We start from the raw sequence: 16,043 nt of genomic DNA on the forward strand, positions 1-16,043 counted from the left end.
AAAAACAGCCTGTCACCAGAGCTGTATTGGTGCCGGTGACAGGCTATTTACATTATTCCACGTTCTTTGCTGCCGCTTCTGACAGTTTTGTGCAGAACTCTTCTGCTGTGATGTTTCCATATGCCAGTTCCGGAAGCTCTGTTGAGAAGGTATCAATTGTATTCTGATACCAGTATGCCTGATTCTGTCCGTAAGTCACCTCTGCCTTGCCCTGGATTTCAAGTGCCTGTGCCATCAGAGGATCGCTCTCGGAAAGTGTATCCGGAACCTCAAGATTATCAGATACAGGCTGTAATCCGGTCATTTCCAGAGCCTTGATCTGGTTTTCCGGAGTTGTCTCGAATTTCAGGAATGCAACTGCTGCCTCTATTTTCTCAGGATCGGTAGCGCCTACCATATCGCCAGGTGTTGGAACCATTTCCATTCCGTTCCCTGGAAGAAGCATGATACCAACCTTGTCATAGAAGCCTTCCGGAGCCTTCTCTGTCTCAGAGAAATCCGGGATCATCCATGGTCCGTTCGGGAACATTGCAACTTCGCCGTTAAAGAAATGAGTTGCCATTGGATCATATTTTCCGCCAACAGCATCTGGTGTTGTATAGTTCTGGAACATTTTCTGGATGTTCTCTGCTGCTTCAATTACTTCTGGTGTATTGTAATCTGTTGGATACATAGTGTTCATCCACTCATTTCCAGCATCACCGTTTGTTCCAATAAGAGCACTCATCCACAGGTTTGTCAGCCATCCGGAATCTGCACTATCCATTCCGATCGGGGTGATTCCTGCTTCCTTCAGCTTGTCGCATGCTTCAAAGAACTCATCCCAGGTTGCATATGCTACTTCCGGAGCCTCGATTCCAGCCTGCTCAAACAGGTCTTTGTTATAGTAAATGTAAGAAACCTCTTTAGAAACCGGAATACCATAAATCTTGCCATCTACTGTATTGAAATCCAGAGATGTTTCATCAAACAGAGATTTCCACTCCGGATCTGCATCCAGGTAAGGTGTCAAGTCTGCTACTTTTCCGGATTTTGCAGCCAGCTCGATAATGTTGTTTCCACCATTGAAAACGATATCCGGCAGATCTCCGCTGGAGATAAGAAGTTTGATTTTCTGATTAAATGCATCTGTTGTAGGAATTTCCTCAAAGCTGAACTCTACGTTCTTTCCTTCCTCTGTCTGCTGAAAAGCTTCGAACAGATAGGAATAGTACTCAGCTGCGTAGTCGGTTCCTACGTGATAGTTGATCACGCTTAAAGTTACTTTTTCATCATCGGCAGCCATTACAGGTACAGCCATTCCCGCACACATAGTTCCGATCAGTGCTGCTGCCATAATTTTAGAAATCATTTTTCTTTTCATGATGTTCCTCCCTTGTTTTGGTTTGTGAGTGTATTATAGCCTGTAAAGCCCCTTTTTTTAATAAAAGACCTTGTGCTGTTCCTTGGATATTTCCGCACCATTTTCCTGATTTTTTCCCATTTTTCTCCTTTTCTTTCTCCTGTTTAAAAATTTTGTCCTCTTCTTTAAAATACATGACATTCCTGCAAATTTAATTGATGTACTTTTTGAAATGTGGGATAATATAAAAGTAATTATTTTTCCAAATTAAGGAGGTTTTCCATTTTGGCTGATCACACTCCTAAGAAATATCCCTCTCTCAGATTTTTCATTACCGTCACCATTATGATCATCGTGGGATTCGTTTTACTATTATCTGTGGGATTTTATTATATCAAAACTTCTTCTATATTAAGAAAGACCTCCCGCGACTCCATTGTGCGGGAGTTAAATCAGGTCAATGATACCATACAGGACCAGGTGGAGACAATTGATTCCGTCATTCCTCTTTTTATGTCTAATGAGGTGATCCAGAATGCACTGGAAAATCCGGACGCGGGAACCAATCATCCATTTTCCGTAGAGCGGCAGATGTCTTATATTTATAACAGTTCTGCTCTTTCCGAAAAGAATTTCACAGATTCCATTTACATTTATAACAATCATAACATTATTTACCATGCCTATACTTCCGGGATTCTGGAAAACGTGGAAGATACCTCAGACTTTCTGCAAAGTACCATCGACGCCTCTGATCCGCACCTGATGTGTTATACTTCCCCGCTACACGAACAGAACATGTACTTTGCCCGCAATCTGTATAGCAGCAATTCAGGAAACAGGATTGGTATGATTGTTATCAACATCAATGCCAGGAAATGGATTGAATACTGCTCGAAGACCATTGATTCATCCTGGTTTATTATGCTTTTTAACAGAGAATTTTCCCTTAGTACAGATTCTGATTTTTCAGGAGAGGATCTTCAGACTTTATATTCCAGTCTGAATACAAAAAAAGGCTCTGTGCTGTTTAAGGAACAAAGCTTTGCCGGCAAAGATTATTTCATGGCATCCCAGTCCCTGGAACGACTGGGACTTACCTCCGCAGTGGCCGCTCCCAAAGAACTGCTTCTTGAAAACCTGAACAGTACCCTGAAATCCTATCTTCTGGTTACCCTGGCAGTGGCTCTCATTGCCCTGTTTGCGGCATTTATTATTTCCCGGGCAGTTACCCGTCCCATTGATACCATGATTCTTCTCATCAATGAGATTTCAAAAGGAAACCGCAGCTCCCTTCCGCCAGAAAGCTTTTATCAGGAATTCCAGGTGTGGGCCCAGTCCTTTAATCAGATGCTTCTGCAGCTTGACACCTATTATCAGGATATTTATCAGCAAAAACTTCTTATAAAAAATGCCGAGATCCGTGCTCTTCAGTCCCAGATGGATCCACACTTTCTTTTCAATGTGCTCAACACTATTGCATGGAAAGCCCAGATGATTGACAACGAAGAGATTTATGAGATGGTAATTTCCCTGGGAAGCCTGATGAAAATGAACACCCTCTCCCGAAATCACAATTTCACTTCCATTTCAAAAGAAATGGAATATGTGCGACTTTATGTATATCTTCAGCAGATGCGTTTCGAGGACAAAATTTCCTGCGATATCCAGATACCGGAACAGGCTCTTTCCTGCGAAATCCCCTGTCTTTCCATTCAGCCACTTGTGGAAAATGCAATTGTCCACGGTCTGGAACCCAAGAAAGGAAAAGGTCATCTGATCATCCAGATCATAGAGGGAGATGACCAAATGCTGGAAATCTGCATTATTGACGACGGAATCGGTTTTGAAGTGATACCAGATATTCAGTCCATCCGGCATTCTGAGAAAGACAGCCACACTCACATCGGCATGAAAAACCTGGACAAGCGGCTGAAACTGCTTTATGGATCAGACTCGGGGATAAAGATCACAAGCCTTCCAAACAAGTGCACCACAGTTTCTTTCCACATTCCAAGAAAGGAGTTTTCCCATGATATTTAAGCTTCTTGTAGTTGACGACGAAGTCACTATGCGAAAAGGTATTTCCAATTATATGAACTGGGCATCCATCGACTGTCAGGTTGTGGGAAGCGCTTCTGACGGAATGGAGGCCATAGATTTTCTGAAAAATCATCCTGTGGATATCGTAATCACAGATATCAAAATGCCCGCTGCAGACGGACTGGAAGTAGCTCGCTTTGTTCACGAAAATCATCCTATGACAAAGGTGATCATCCTGACCGGATACGCTGATTTTGAGTACGCACAGACTGCCATCAAATATCACGTCACCTCCTTCATTTTAAAGCCAACCAATAAAAAAGAACTTTTCGCTGCTGTCCAGGAGGCTCAAAAGCAACTGATTGTTTCCCAACAGCAGGAGAATATTGCAAAAGAAGGTGTCTTTTTCCTGAAGGATCAGCTGATGCAGGAGCTGACTGACCATCCCTGCACAGAAGAATTAAAAGAAAAGCTTCTTTCCCTTGGACTTCACATGGATTGCTATTATGTAGCAGCTTTTAAACCCTCTTCCGATGAACCGGATCTGTCAGCTCTGAAAAAAATTGTAATTGCGGAGAAAAAGAACACCTATTGTTACCGTTATAACAATTTAATCCTGAATGTTTATTTCCAGACGGAGCCCAGCCCTTCCATTCCAGAATATATTCTGGAAAACTGTCGTGAGATCTCCGGTATTGTAAAGGCATTCAGTTCTTCTGAAATTCTTACCGGGATCAGTGCTCTTCATCAATCCCCGGAAGCGTTTCAGATGGCAGTTTCCGAGGCCATCCAGGCACTTACCCATAACTTTTATAGCGAACAACGAATTTCTGTTTTTGAAAGCATCAATTCCGAGGAATCTGCGGAACTTTCTGTAGAAAATTCACTGAATCTTTATCAGATTGAAAGCAGTCTGAACAACTGGGCTTTCCAGGAAGCCAGTTCTGTTTCCAATCATATTTTTTCCAAGTTCAAAAGCAGTTTTACCAATTCACAGGATGCAAAGAATATCTGTTCCCAGATTTACTACATCTGCTGCCGTGTACTGGTAAAAAAAGAGCTGGAGCCTGTTCCCCTTAGATATCTGGAAGACCTTTTGAAATCCCGGGATATTTTTGCCCTGGAGAGTGCTGTTTCTCAGATCATGGAATATACCAGGGAAAACAGTATGAACACCCATGCAGTTCCCAATTACATTATAGAAAACACCATACAGTATATTGTCCAGAATCTGGCTGGAAATCTCTCCCTGGATACCATTGCTCAGGAACTGCATATTTCCCCCTCCCACCTAAGCCGCACCTTCAAAAAGGCAACCTCCTGTTCTCTTACTGAGTACATCAATAAGGAGCGCATTCATAAGGCAAAGGAGCTTCTGCATAATACGGATCTGCTTACTTACGAAATTGCAGAAGCTGTGGGATATAAGGATGCCACCTATTTTTCTTCGATTTTCCGGAAATATGAAGGCCTGAGCCCTTCTGAATATAAAACAAAGTTTTTTGTACAATAGAGATACAATAGAGATTCACTGCAATTTTCCTAAAAGTTTGTTGCACAATCCCCTCACATCCTTTATAATTAGTTAATTGATTAATCTTTTATCAAATTAAAGAGGGAAAGAGGTAAAGAAACAAATGAAAAATCTATGGAACAAATGGACCGGGATTGCACTGGTAAAACGAATCGTCGTCGGTCTGATTCTTGGTGCCATCCTTGGAGTTGCAGCCCCCGGTGCAACCAGCATTGCCATCCTTGGTGATGTATTTGTAGGTGCCCTGAAAGCCATCGCACCCCTTCTGGTATTCTTTCTGGTTCTCAGTTCACTGTGCAACGCAGGAAAATCCCATGGCGGCGTTATCAAAACAGTAGTTGCCCTTTACATGTTCAGCACTGTACTGGCAGCTGTGATTGCCGTTTTCGCCAGCATGATTTTCCCTGTACAGCTGACACTTACCAATGCAGCCGCAGACGCCAGTGCTCCACAGGGTATTGTGGAGGTCCTCAGCAACCTTCTTCTGAATATTGTTGCCAACCCGGTATCTTCCCTGGTGAATGCAAACTATGTAGGTATCCTTACCTGGGCCATCCTTCTTGGACTTGCCCTTCGTACAGCAAATGACACCACCAAAAAAGTCCTTGCTGACATTGCAGACGGAACATCCCTGGTGGTCAGCTGGATCATCAACCTGGCACCCTTCGGAATCTTCGGTCTGGTATTTAACACCGTATCCACCAACGGATTAGACATTTTCACTACCTATGGAAGACTACTGCTGCTGTTGGTAGGCAGCATGCTTTTCATCTACTTTGTAACAAACCCGCTTCTGGTTTACTGGTGTATCCGCAAGAATCCATATCCGCTGATTCTGCACTGCCTGAAGAAAAGTGCCATCACCGCATTCTTCACCAGAAGTTCCGCTGCCAATATTCCAGTAAATATGAAAGCCTGTGAGGAGATGGGGCTTGACCGTGACACCTATTCCGTAACCATTCCTCTTGGTGCAACCATCAACATGGACGGAGCTGCTATCACCATCACCGTTATGACAATGGCAACTGCTTTTACCCTTGGAATCCACGTTGATATCCCAACCGCCATCATCCTCAGCCTTCTTGCAGCCCTTTCTGCATGTGGTGCTTCCGGTGTTGCCGGCGGATCCCTCCTTCTGATTCCTATGGCCTGCTCCCTTTTCGGAATTTCTGACGACATTTCCATGCAGGTTGTAGCTGTAGGCTTTATTATCGGAGTTATCCAGGACTCAGTTGAGACAGCCCTTAACTCCTCTTCTGACCTGCTTCTCTCTGCTTCTGCAGAGTTCAGACAGTGGCGTCTGGAAGGAAAAGAGATTAAATTCTAACACCCAATAATGCTCTGGAAAATATGAGAAAATACTTTGCTTTTTCTCCTTTTCCAGAGCATATTTGAAAAAGGCTTTCTGCAAGATGTGCGTCACAATTTGTGGGAGAATTGGCCGGGATCAGGGCACCATAGCGGGCTACGTCAACTGAATCCGGGAAAAATATACCGCAAAGTTTCACTTTGGCTCTTACTTCTCCATTTCTCTCAGCTTCTTCAATATCCTTTTCTCCATCCTAGAAATCTGAACCTGGGACATTCCCATTTTTTTTGCAACCTCTGTCTGTGTCATATCCTGAAAATACCGAAATACGATCAGTCTTTTCTCCTCTCCTTCCAGTTTTTCCAGAATCTCCTCCAGAAAAATCCGGTTCAAAAGCTTTTCATGGCGATCCTCTTTTTCCGGAAGCCTGTCCACAAGCTGCAAATCCGTTCCATCTCCCTGATACACAGTCTTGTAAATAGAATCTACCTCTGCAGCCGATTCCAGCGTCATCGCCAATTCTTCCATCGGCATATCCATAGCATCTGAAAGTTCTCTTAGATCCGGCTCACGGCCTAACTTTTTCTCCAATTCCTCCCTCATTTTACAGATTTTATACTGATTCTCTTTTATGGAGCGGCTCACCTTCAGAATTCCATCATCCCGAAGGAACCGCTTAATCTCTCCAATGATCATTGGTACTGCATAAGTAGAAAACTTCACATCAAATTCAGGATTGAAATGATCTACAGCCTTCAAAAGCCCGATGCTTCCAATTTGAAAAAGATCCTCCATTTCCACCCCTCTCCCCAGAAAACGCCTGGCAACGCTATATACCAGTCCCATATTTTCCGAAAACAAAGTATCTCTTGCCTCTTTATCTCCCTGGTGAATGCGCCCAATGAGAGCAAGAGTGTGATCCATGCTTCCTCCTGATCAATTACCGATTTTTTTGCTCATATGCACACAGGTTCCTTTTCCAACCTGTGAGGTGACTTTAACCTCATCCATAAATGCTTCCATAAAAGTAAACCCCATTCCTGATCTGTCCTGATCAGCGCGGGTCGTATATAAGGGCTCCATTGCTTTTTCCACATCTGCAATTCCTATGCCATCATCCTCAATATCCAGATAAATTGTTCTCTCTTTTCTGACACACTTCATCCGTATCTTATGTACCTCTCCTTGATAGCCATGGATGATACAGTTGGTTACAGCCTCTGACACAGCCGTTTTCAAATCTGCTACTTCCTCCAGTGTGGGGTTCAGCTGGGTGCAAAATGCCGCGGCAGCTACCCTTGCCAACCCTTCATTCTCCGGACGGCTGTCAAAAATAATGGTCATTTCGTTGGAATTTCCCATCAGACTCCCCTCCCTTCCAGCTGCATCTCATTTTCTGTTCTTTCCAGTTCCAGAAATTTACTCACACCTGAAAGCCGCAGCAATTTTTCAATATATCCGTTTACATGACAGGCCTTCATGCAGCCAGAGCGCATCCCCAGAGCCCGGTATCTCCCCATGATCAAACCTACGCCCGAACTGTCCATAAAAACAGTATTTCCAAAGTCAAAACAAATGGTTCTGATATATATTTTTCCCATAATCCTGTCTGATTCTCTCCGGATCAGCTCAGAAGCCGGATGATCCAGTTCCTCAGGCAGTTTAATATTCAGACAGGTTCCCGTAGTTTCAAAAACAGGTTTCATAAATAAATTCCCCCTTTTTTACTCTATTTTGACCCTCTGCACAGAAAAAAGAAAAAGAGATGTGCAGGTCTATCCCGCACATCCCCGGTTCAGAGGTTTCTCATTATTGTAATTCAGAAATTTTTATTCATAATACTGAAAATCACCATTTTCATCATAATAGCCGTTTTCGTCGCTGTAATCAGAATATCCGGATTCATCATACCCACTGTCACCAGATGCATCATTGTAAGAACTGTCATAACCAGAGGAATCCGTTTCAGAACCATCTGTTGTATTGTCAGTTCCATCATTGCTTTCGGAATCAGAGGAATCTTCGCTGCCCTCAGACTTACTGTCTTCCGTGATTCCAGACACACCAGTAGCTGAACAGATGGTATTGTAAATTCCCATTACATCATCTCCCAGCTGATCTTCATAAACCTTCTGGATTTCCAATGCAGCTGCATCATACTCATTCTGTGTATAAGCTGCATACGCATTCAGAAGTGCCTGATAACTGGTACTCTTCTTCTGCTCGGCATCAAGCTGCTGGGTGATTTCCTCTGCCACATCTCCGGATTCCTTCGCCTCACCCTGGGCTTTGGAAAGCTCCGCACCCTGGCTGACCAGAGACTCGCTGTACTTTACAATCTGTTGATTGGCTTCTCTGTAAATCCCCTGCTTGATAGCCGGAACTGCCAGAAACCAAAATGCAGCCGCACCTGCTGCCACACCCGCCATAAGTGTCACAAACAGTGAAATTCTGGAATTTTCCCTGTAAACTGCCGGCTGTACCACAGTACTTCTGGAAATCTCATCCGAACCTTCTGTCTTGCCCTTGGCACCAAAAAGTCCTTTTTTCTGTTTCTCAAGTCTGGTCGTTACACCAGTTCTCTCATCTACTTCACGAAGAAAACGTAATGTAGTTGTATTGGTCTTATCAATACGAGCCGCCTTTTTCAAGGTTCTTCTTGCCTTGCCCCAGTCATGATTCTTCATATAGATCAGCGCCAGCAGGTGATAGCCTTTGATCAGCTTGGTATTCTGGTTCAGAATTTTGCGAAGCTGAATAGCAGCCATATCCTCATGACCTTCCCTGCAAAGAGCCAGGGCATTATTATATTTTCTTATTGTCTCATTAATAGCATCCAGTTTATTCGAATTCGCCTGAAGACGATTAATATATTCATTCGCAATATTCCGGGTAGACTGCAGATTCTTACTGATCACCCACTCGCTAAGAGCAGCGACCACCTCTCCCATTTCAAAATACACAAGACCCAGAAGATTTCTCGCCTGGATATTTCTCTTGTTAAAGGTAAGGCTCTGCTTCAGACAGTTAACAGCTCCTGAAAGGTCCCGGATACTTGCCTTCTCCAAGCCCTGATTGTAATAAAGTTTGGATAGATACTCCACCTTTTTCTGGATCAGGACGTTGCACCCGCAATGAGGACAGTAATCCAGATCCTTGTCAGCCAGGAACGCGCCGCAATTCATACAGTTCATTAAGTATCTCCTATTCTATTTCATCCTGCGTCCGCTTTTGGACTCCCTGAGCATTTCCTGAAGAATGTCCAGAATATCCGTCAGCTCTCTATCGTAAATAGCCTCTTCCGCGTCTGTCACATCCAGACAGGGCTCAAATTTCTTAAGTTCCTCTTCGTAATCGATCATAAAATTCCTCCACAGACTCCTGGAAAATCAACCAGAAATCCCATGTTTTCTTGCAGACAATTTACTTTTTCAACAAGAGTGTCTTAATCTCTCCCACCAGGTAAAGAGAACCCACGCAAAACAGCATTCCGTCCTCTCCTTTGGCCTCGTGCGCCATATGAAAAGCTTCTTCAATATTATCAGAGTTTCCAATATCCTTACAGCCTTCTTTGCAAAAGATCTCTGCCAGCTCCGCAGACGGCACCTCACGGTATCCCCCAACCTCTGTGGTTACAACTTTACGGAATTTTATTCTGCTGCAAATTGTATGGATCATATCCTGATAATCCTTATCATTCACCGCAGAAAATAAAAGTGTCAGCGGATACTCCTTCTGAAACCGCTCTGCAGTCTCCACAAACCTGCGCACGCCATCCTCATTATGTGCACCATCCACGATCACGCCCGGCAAAATGGTCTCCATTCTGCCCTGCCATCTGGTATTTGCAATTCCTGCCTGCAGCTGTTCCATGGTCACCGGAATCCTGTCTTTCAGCACTTCCATAGTTGTAAGCGCCAGAGATGCGTTCATCACCTGATACCATGCAATAAAAGGAATATGGAACCTGGTATCCCCATAATAATCGTCCTCCAGGGAAAAATCAATGCCGTCTTTATTATTTCCCAGTACCTTTGCTCCAGCCTGAACTACTTTATAAGCCGGGCTTCCAAGCTCCTTTGCCTTCGCAGCGATCACTTCTGCCGCATCCTTGTCATTTCCATCATAGATTACAGGAACTCCCGGAACAATGATTCCAGCCTTCTCCCCTGCAATCTCTCTTACCGTATTTCCCAAAAACTGCATATGATCCAGACTGATAGATGTAATCACGCAAGCTACAGGATTCTCTACCGCTGTAGTCGCATCCAGCCTTCCGCCAAGCCCGGTTTCCAAAGTCACATAGTCCACCCCTGCCTCTGCAAAGATCACCATTCCCATAAGAAACAGCATTTCAAAATAAGTAGGATGGTAACTTCCTTCAGCCACAAGCTCGTCCGCCAGCACTTTCACTCTCTCAAAAGCTTTCAAAAAGGTGTCATCATCAATATTCACCTCATTGATCTGAAACCGCTCGTTGATCTTCACCAGATGGGGAGACGTAAACAGGCCGCAGGAATACCCTGCCTCCCTGAGAATAGATGTGAGAAACGCACAGGTACTCCCCTTCCCATTCGTTCCCGCAACATGTATCACCTTAAACTTCTCCTGTGGATTTCCCAGTCTCCTCAGGCATTCCTTTGTATGCTCCAGGCTGTTCTTTTTTGTAAACTTCGGAGTCTCCTCAATATAAGCAACCGCTTCCTCATAATTCATAATCTTAACCACCATTTATCTATCGTATTTCATCCGTAACTTTTCATTCTCATCGTAAGTCTGGCAGAATATACTGCCTTCTGAATAGTTCCATTCCTCTACCATTATATAATAGTCACACCAGAAGTCCACCCCTAATCGTAACTTTTTATCCGACAAACCTCGCACAGAAGAAATCAGAGAGGTTCCGAAAAAATCTCATACGGCAGAATTTAGGGTTAAAAAAGAAGAGGACACAGTCTGAGCTCCAGCGGAGCAAATTTGTCCTCTCCTTTCTTCGGTTTCAGCAAAATTCTGATGTTTTTAATTTTTTTGGCCGCACACCGCGCTCAGAGCAGACCTGATGAGACCAGGTGCCCAGCCAGGAAACGTTCCTATCGGGAATTCACTTTCCACTGACTATCATACAATGCATAAACCGCTCTGTCAAAGCTCTTGCTAAGAGCCTTCCTCGTCGAGCTGTTACTTCTCTGTACAACTGCCAGTCTGTCAAAATCCGACAGCTCCGTACCCGAGATCACCAGCATGTTCGGACTTACATATGCCGTATCATACCACTCTCCATTCAGCTTCACCTGACTGGACGGGGTGAAATTCGTGCCTTGGATATAATAAGTCCAATCTGTATCCGACACTAACCGAATGGAATCTAAGGTCACATCATAAAGTCCCATCCGCATCTTCATTCTCTCAAAAGGATTTTCTCCTCCATAAGCATATCGCTGACCGTACAGCACATCATACTGCAGAGTTTCCAGATCGACCTGATAATTCTTGGTATTTCTTCTTGCCTGATGATATTTCATGATCGTACCCTCATGAATACCAACTCTGTCCAGAACCTCTGCTGCGATCTGATAAGAAGCCAGATTCTCATCTTTCTTGGTAAGTCCCATATTATCCCAGATTACATACTCCGTCTGGAAAAGATACTTATTTTTCAGATCCTCCACAGTCAGTCCCATAGTCGGCAGATGATCCCCATACATAACCAGGATTACATCCTCCGGATAGTCTGCCAAAGCATCTGTTAACTCTTTCACAAACTGATCCATCTCATGAATCTGATTCACATAGTACTCCCATTTACAATTCAGCTCATCCGTAGGAGAACCGGAAACTGTAATAGAAGGATTGTCCAGAATGGGCTCGCTTGGATAATCACCATGTCCCTGCACGGAAATGGTATACACATAATCCGGACTGTCAGTAGAATCCAGACACTTAATGATCTCATCCGTCAACACACTGTCTTTTACCCATCCAAGAGGATTCTGCAGGTTCTCATCTGCCATATACTCTTCAGAGGTAAAGGTGTCAAATCCCAGATTGGGGAAAACAGACCTTCTTCCATAGAAGTTGGCTTCATTATTATGTACCGCATGTGTGGAATACCCCAGATTTTTCAGAACATAGGGCACACTTTCACAGGTAGTCTCCTTAAGAATACTCTTATAAGGATATTCACCTGGTCCAAAATAGTGAAGACTCATACCTGTAATGGTCTCAAATTCCGTATTTGCCGTACCGGCTCCAACAGAAGGAACCTTGTAATATCCGGAAGAATACTCTTTCATCAGCTTCCTGAAGTTCGGGATTGGATCTTCAGAAATATCCAGGTAATTTACCAGTGTCGGGTCAAAGAAAGACTCAAGCTGAAGGAACAGAATATTCGGTCTCTTTCCATCCTCCTTGGTCTTTGGAAGATTGGACTCTGTCTTCTCGATCCGGTTAATCTCATCCTCAGAATAATCCCTCGGCTCACTGATACCTGTATTAAAAATAGTAGTCGCCAGACAATAAGGATAACCATAATCCTCATAAGCAAACGCGATATTGCCAAAATAATTAGACAAAACCCTTTTTTCAAGAGCCAGCTGTGTCACGCCTCCAAAAGCCACAAAACCAGCAATTACCAGCGGAATCACATACCGGTACTTAATCTTCTGTTCATACTTCGGTCCCTTGACCAGTAGGATCAAAAGCCCCAGCACCACAATTCCGATCAAAATACATCCGATCACCACACCATAAAACGGCAGATATTTCTGCATGATCGCAATACCATCCGTCAGCATATGCAGATCCGGTCCGGTAAATGGTGTAACACGGTTCATCAGAAGAATGCAGTTTACGATTCCCAGAAACAGCCAGAAAACGGAAACCACAACTCTCCAGAAGCACCGCCTGTGAAACAGATAAACGATCAGCATTGTAGTAAAAATAAACATCGTATTATAAGCAAATACCAACGGTTTTCCCGTCATATAATCCCAGGCCTCCACTACAGAGTGGCGGCACAGTGCCTCTATAAGGAAATAGAGCACTGCGCACCAGAGTGCCTGGAGAATCAGGGAAATCTTATTGCAAAATTTGCTCAGCTTCATGCAAAATCTCCTTTTTATCTCTTAAGCTGCTCAAGCTGTGTTTCAACCTTATCTTTCATCTCTTTGTACTTCGCAAGCTTCTCCTTCTCTGCATCAACCTTGGCAGCAGGAGCCTTATTTACGAAATTTGGATTATTCAGCATTCCCTCACAGCGGGCGATTTCCTTAGTCAGTCTCTCCTGCTCCTTTGTCAGTCTCTCAAGTTCTTTTTCCTTGTCAACAAGGTCTTCCAGAGGCATATAAACAACTGCATTGGAAACAACAACAGAAACTGCATCCTCACCGATACCAGTCTTATCCTGCTGAACATGGATTTCTTTTGCAAAAGCAAGGTTTGCAAAGGATTTCTTGCTGTTCTCATACATCTGACAGATAGCAGCATCTTTTCCAACAATGATCAGATGTGTCTTTCTGTTCTGCGGAACATTCATACTGGTTCTTGTGTTACGGATGCCGCGGACAACCTCCTGGAAGCTTCCGATTGCAAGCTCAGCCTCAGGAGAATTCCACTCGTCCTTATATACCGGCCAGTCAGAGATCATAATGGACTCTTCCTCCGGAAGCAGTGTGCAGTAGATTTCCTCTGTGATAAATGGCATAAACGGATGAAGTAGCTTCAGTCCCTGGGTCAGCGCTGTGCGAAGTGTCCAGAGAGCCTCGTTTGCCGCCTTTGGATCCTCTTCTGCCTTCCACAGACGAACCTTGGCGATCTCAATGTACCAGTCGCAAAGCTCATCCCACAGGAAATCATAGATTTTCTGAACCGCAATACCCAGCTCATATTTTTCCATATTGTCGGTTACTTCTTTGATCACATTGTTCAGTCTGGAAAGGATCCATTTGTCCTCAGCGCAAAGAGAACCAATCTCCGGCTCCGTTACATCCTTTCCTTCCAGATTCATAAGAACGAAACGGGAAGCATTCCAGATCTTATTTGCAAAGTTACGGCTGGATTCTACACGCTCCCAGTAGAAACGCATATCGTTTCCAGGTGCATTACCAGTCATCAGAGTAAGACGAAGAGCATCTGCGCCGTACTTGTCGATTACTTCCAGCGGGTCAATACCATTTCCAAGGGATTTACTCATCTTGCGTCCCTGGGAATCTCTTACCAGACCATGGATCAGTACATGATGGAACGGTGTCTTGCCAGTCTGCTCAAGAGCAGAGAATACCATACGGATAACCCAGAAGAAAATAATGTCATATCCGGTTACCAGCACATCTGTTGGATAGAAGTACTCCAGTTCCGGTGTCTTATCCGGCCAGCCAAGTGTGGAAAATGGCCACAGAGCAGAGCTGAACCAGGTATCCAGAGTATCCTCGTCCTGATGAAGATGCGTACATCCGCATTTCGGACATTTTTCCGGCATTTCTCTTGCAACTACAGTCTCACCACACTCATCGCAGTAGTAAGCCGGAATTCTGTGTCCCCACCACAGCTGACGGGAAATACACCAGTCACGGATGTTCTCCAGCCAGTGAAGGTAAGTCTTGTCAAAACGCTCTGGAACGAATTTCAGATCTCCATCCTCAAGAGTCTTGATAGCAGCTTTTGCCATTTCATCCATCTTTACAAACCACTGAGGCTTGATCATCGGCTCTACGGTTGCATGGCAGCGGTCATGTGTTCCAACGCTGTGATTGTGCGGAACAACCTTTACCAGAAGGCCAAGCTTGTCCAGATCCTCTACCATGGCTTTTCTTGCCTCATAACGATCCATGCCGGCGTATTTACCACCCAGCTCATTGATGGTAGCATCATCATTCATGATGTTTATTTCTGGAAGATTGTGTCTCTTTCCAACCTCGAAATCGTTAGGATCATGTGCCGGTGTGATTTTTACGCATCCGGTACCAAATTCTTTATCAACATACTCATCGGCAATAACCGGGATCTCTCTGTCTGTGAGGGGAAGCTTCAGCATTTTGCCAACAATGTCTTTGTAACGGTCATCATCCGGGTTTACTGCAACTGCAGTATCTCCAAGAAGTGTTTCCGGACGTGTTGTTGCAATTTCCACGAATTTTCCTTCTTCTCCAACAACCGGATAATTGATGTGCCAGAAAAATCCGTCCTGATCCTCATGCTCAACCTCTGCATCGGAAATGGAAGTCTGGCATACCGGACACCAGTTGATGATACGGGAACCTTTGTAGATGTAGCCTTTTTCATATAACTTGATGAAAACTTCCTGTACGGCCTTGGAGCAGCCTTCGTCCATGGTGAAACGCTCTCTCTCCCAGTCTGCGGAAGCACCAAGTTTCTTCAGCTGGTTGATAATTTTTCCGCCGTACTCTTCTTTCCACTCCCAGGCATATTCCAGGAATTTCTCACGGCCGATTTCTGCCTTGTCGATGCCTTCTTTTTTCAGTTTCTCAGTAACCTTAACCTCTGTAGCAATAGCTGCATGGTCAGTTCCCGGCTGCCACAGTGCTTCGTAGCCCTGCATTCTCTTGAAACGGATGAGAATATCCTGCATAGTCTCATCAAGTGCATGTCCCATATGCAGCTGTCCGGTTACGTTTGGCGGCGGCATAACAATGGTAAATGGTTTCTTATCCGGGTTTACTTTTGCATGAAAATATCCGTTGTCCATCCATTTCTGGTAAAGACGTTCCTCGATTCCTTTCGGATCGTAGGTCTTTGCAAGTTCTTTGCTCATGATTTTCCTCCTAAAAAAAGAGCCCCTCACACAATTGTGTGAAGGG

At 44.2% G+C, this 16,043-nt stretch carries 13 protein-coding genes, 1 pseudogene and 1 other annotated feature (1 of these 15 cut by a window edge); of the genes and pseudogenes, 3 read left to right on the forward strand and 11 right to left on the reverse strand.

Translation table 11 applies throughout. The annotated features are described in order from the left end of the window. Positions 1–52: 52 nt before the first annotated feature. Entirely contained in the window at positions 53–1,363 is a 1,311-nt protein-coding gene (locus tag AB5170_RS00325) for an ABC transporter substrate-binding protein (protein WP_173716398.1), read from the reverse strand. After that, positions 1,341–1,538, reverse strand: a complete 198-nt coding sequence (locus tag AB5170_RS00330) for a hypothetical protein (protein ID WP_173716397.1) — start codon at positions 1,536–1,538, stop codon at positions 1,341–1,343. Before AB5170_RS00330 ends, AB5170_RS00325 begins: the two co-directional genes overlap by 23 nt. Positions 1,539–1,627: 89 nt before the next feature. Between AB5170_RS00330 and AB5170_RS00335 the strand changes: the two genes are divergently transcribed. From AB5170_RS00335 to sstT, 3 genes are all read left to right on the forward strand, one after another. Continuing rightward, a complete protein-coding gene (locus tag AB5170_RS00335) occupies positions 1,628–3,385 on the forward strand; it encodes a sensor histidine kinase (RefSeq protein ID WP_226840987.1) in 1,758 nt (585 codons plus the stop codon). After that, complete coding sequence (locus AB5170_RS00340; RefSeq protein ID WP_173716396.1) at positions 3,375–4,898, forward strand: response regulator; 1,524 nt, start codon at positions 3,375–3,377, stop codon at positions 4,896–4,898. The genes AB5170_RS00335 and AB5170_RS00340 overlap by 11 nt, the downstream gene beginning before the upstream one ends. Positions 4,899–5,022: 124 nt before the next feature. Further along, positions 5,023–6,246, forward strand: a complete 1,224-nt coding sequence (sstT, locus tag AB5170_RS00345) for a serine/threonine transporter SstT (protein ID WP_173716395.1) — start codon at positions 5,023–5,025, stop codon at positions 6,244–6,246. A 112-nt stretch (positions 6,247–6,358) separates the two neighbouring features. On the opposite strand, the pseudogene AB5170_RS00350 reads toward sstT, so the two are convergent. From AB5170_RS00350 to AB5170_RS00390, 9 genes and pseudogenes are all read right to left on the reverse strand, one after another. Beyond that, positions 6,359–6,427, reverse strand: a pseudogene (locus AB5170_RS00350) (DUF6783 domain-containing protein); the annotation flags it as partial. Positions 6,428–6,435: 8 nt separating this feature from the next. After that, the gene (locus AB5170_RS00355; protein WP_173716394.1) at positions 6,436–7,152 is read right to left on the reverse strand and encodes a SigF/SigG family RNA polymerase sporulation sigma factor; all 717 of its coding nucleotides are present in this window, start codon (positions 7,150–7,152) and stop codon (positions 6,436–6,438) included. Between the two features lie 12 nt (positions 7,153–7,164). After that, a complete protein-coding gene (gene spoIIAB / locus AB5170_RS00360; protein ID WP_118583239.1) occupies positions 7,165–7,590 on the reverse strand; it encodes an anti-sigma F factor in 426 nt (141 codons plus the stop codon). Further along, the gene (locus tag AB5170_RS00365) at positions 7,590–7,934 is read right to left on the reverse strand and encodes an STAS domain-containing protein (RefSeq protein ID WP_173716393.1); all 345 of its coding nucleotides are present in this window, start codon (positions 7,932–7,934) and stop codon (positions 7,590–7,592) included. The genes spoIIAB and AB5170_RS00365 overlap by 1 nt, the downstream gene beginning before the upstream one ends. A gap of 123 nt (positions 7,935–8,057) precedes the next feature. Next, positions 8,058–9,422 (reverse strand): lipopolysaccharide assembly protein LapB, encoded by a 1,365-nt coding sequence (locus AB5170_RS00370; RefSeq protein ID WP_173716392.1) that lies wholly within the window; start codon positions 9,420–9,422, stop codon positions 8,058–8,060. Between the two features lie 15 nt (positions 9,423–9,437). Beyond that, positions 9,438–9,590 carry a hypothetical protein gene (locus AB5170_RS00375; RefSeq protein ID WP_021925740.1) on the reverse strand — a complete coding sequence of 51 codons (153 nt, stop codon included), beginning with the start codon at positions 9,588–9,590 and terminating at the stop codon, positions 9,438–9,440. Positions 9,591–9,651: 61 nt separating this feature from the next. Then, positions 9,652–10,944, reverse strand: a complete 1,293-nt coding sequence (locus AB5170_RS00380) for a folylpolyglutamate synthase/dihydrofolate synthase family protein (RefSeq protein ID WP_173716391.1) — start codon at positions 10,942–10,944, stop codon at positions 9,652–9,654. A 374-nt stretch (positions 10,945–11,318) separates the two neighbouring features. Then, positions 11,319–13,331 carry an LTA synthase family protein gene (locus tag AB5170_RS00385; RefSeq protein ID WP_173716390.1) on the reverse strand — a complete coding sequence of 671 codons (2,013 nt, stop codon included), beginning with the start codon at positions 13,329–13,331 and terminating at the stop codon, positions 11,319–11,321. A 14-nt stretch (positions 13,332–13,345) separates the two neighbouring features. After that, positions 13,346–15,997 carry a valine--tRNA ligase gene (locus AB5170_RS00390; RefSeq protein ID WP_118583247.1) on the reverse strand — a complete coding sequence of 884 codons (2,652 nt, stop codon included), beginning with the start codon at positions 15,995–15,997 and terminating at the stop codon, positions 13,346–13,348. Positions 15,998–16,035: 38 nt separating this feature from the next. Beyond that, positions 16,036–16,043, reverse strand: a binding site (T-box leader) (it continues 275 nt past the right edge of the window).

Origin of the sequence: Ruminococcus sp. RTP21484sp1_RTP21281st1_A8_RTP21281_210402 (assembly GCF_040914025.1) — a bacterium.
GTDB classification, from domain to species: domain Bacteria; phylum Bacillota; class Clostridia; order Lachnospirales; family Lachnospiraceae; genus Blautia_A; species Blautia_A faecis.

Bases quoted from the DNA above. Each gene is read 5' to 3' on its own strand.
- AB5170_RS00325 (WP_173716398.1), bottom strand. From the start codon at position 1,363: ATGAAAAGAAAAATGATTTCTAAAATTATGGCAGCAGCACTGATCGGA.
- AB5170_RS00370 (WP_173716392.1), bottom strand. From the start codon at position 9,422: ATGAACTGTATGAATTGCGGCGCGTTCCTGGCTGACAAGGATCTGGAT.
- AB5170_RS00330 (WP_173716397.1), bottom strand. From the start codon at position 1,538: ATGTATTTTAAAGAAGAGGACAAAATTTTTAAACAGGAGAAAGAAAAG.
- AB5170_RS00385 (WP_173716390.1), bottom strand. From the start codon at position 13,331: ATGAAGCTGAGCAAATTTTGCAATAAGATTTCCCTGATTCTCCAGGCA.
- AB5170_RS00365 (WP_173716393.1), bottom strand. From the start codon at position 7,934: ATGAAACCTGTTTTTGAAACTACGGGAACCTGTCTGAATATTAAACTG.
- AB5170_RS00375 (WP_021925740.1), bottom strand. From the start codon at position 9,590: ATGATCGATTACGAAGAGGAACTTAAGAAATTTGAGCCCTGTCTGGAT.
- AB5170_RS00380 (WP_173716391.1), bottom strand. From the start codon at position 10,944: ATGAATTATGAGGAAGCGGTTGCTTATATTGAGGAGACTCCGAAGTTT.
- AB5170_RS00390 (WP_118583247.1), bottom strand. From the start codon at position 15,997: ATGAGCAAAGAACTTGCAAAGACCTACGATCCGAAAGGAATCGAGGAA.
- AB5170_RS00340 (WP_173716396.1), top strand. From the start codon at position 3,375: ATGATATTTAAGCTTCTTGTAGTTGACGACGAAGTCACTATGCGAAAA.
- spoIIAB (WP_118583239.1), bottom strand. From the start codon at position 7,590: ATGGGAAATTCCAACGAAATGACCATTATTTTTGACAGCCGTCCGGAG.
- sstT (WP_173716395.1), top strand. From the start codon at position 5,023: ATGAAAAATCTATGGAACAAATGGACCGGGATTGCACTGGTAAAACGA.
- AB5170_RS00355 (WP_173716394.1), bottom strand. From the start codon at position 7,152: ATGGATCACACTCTTGCTCTCATTGGGCGCATTCACCAGGGAGATAAA.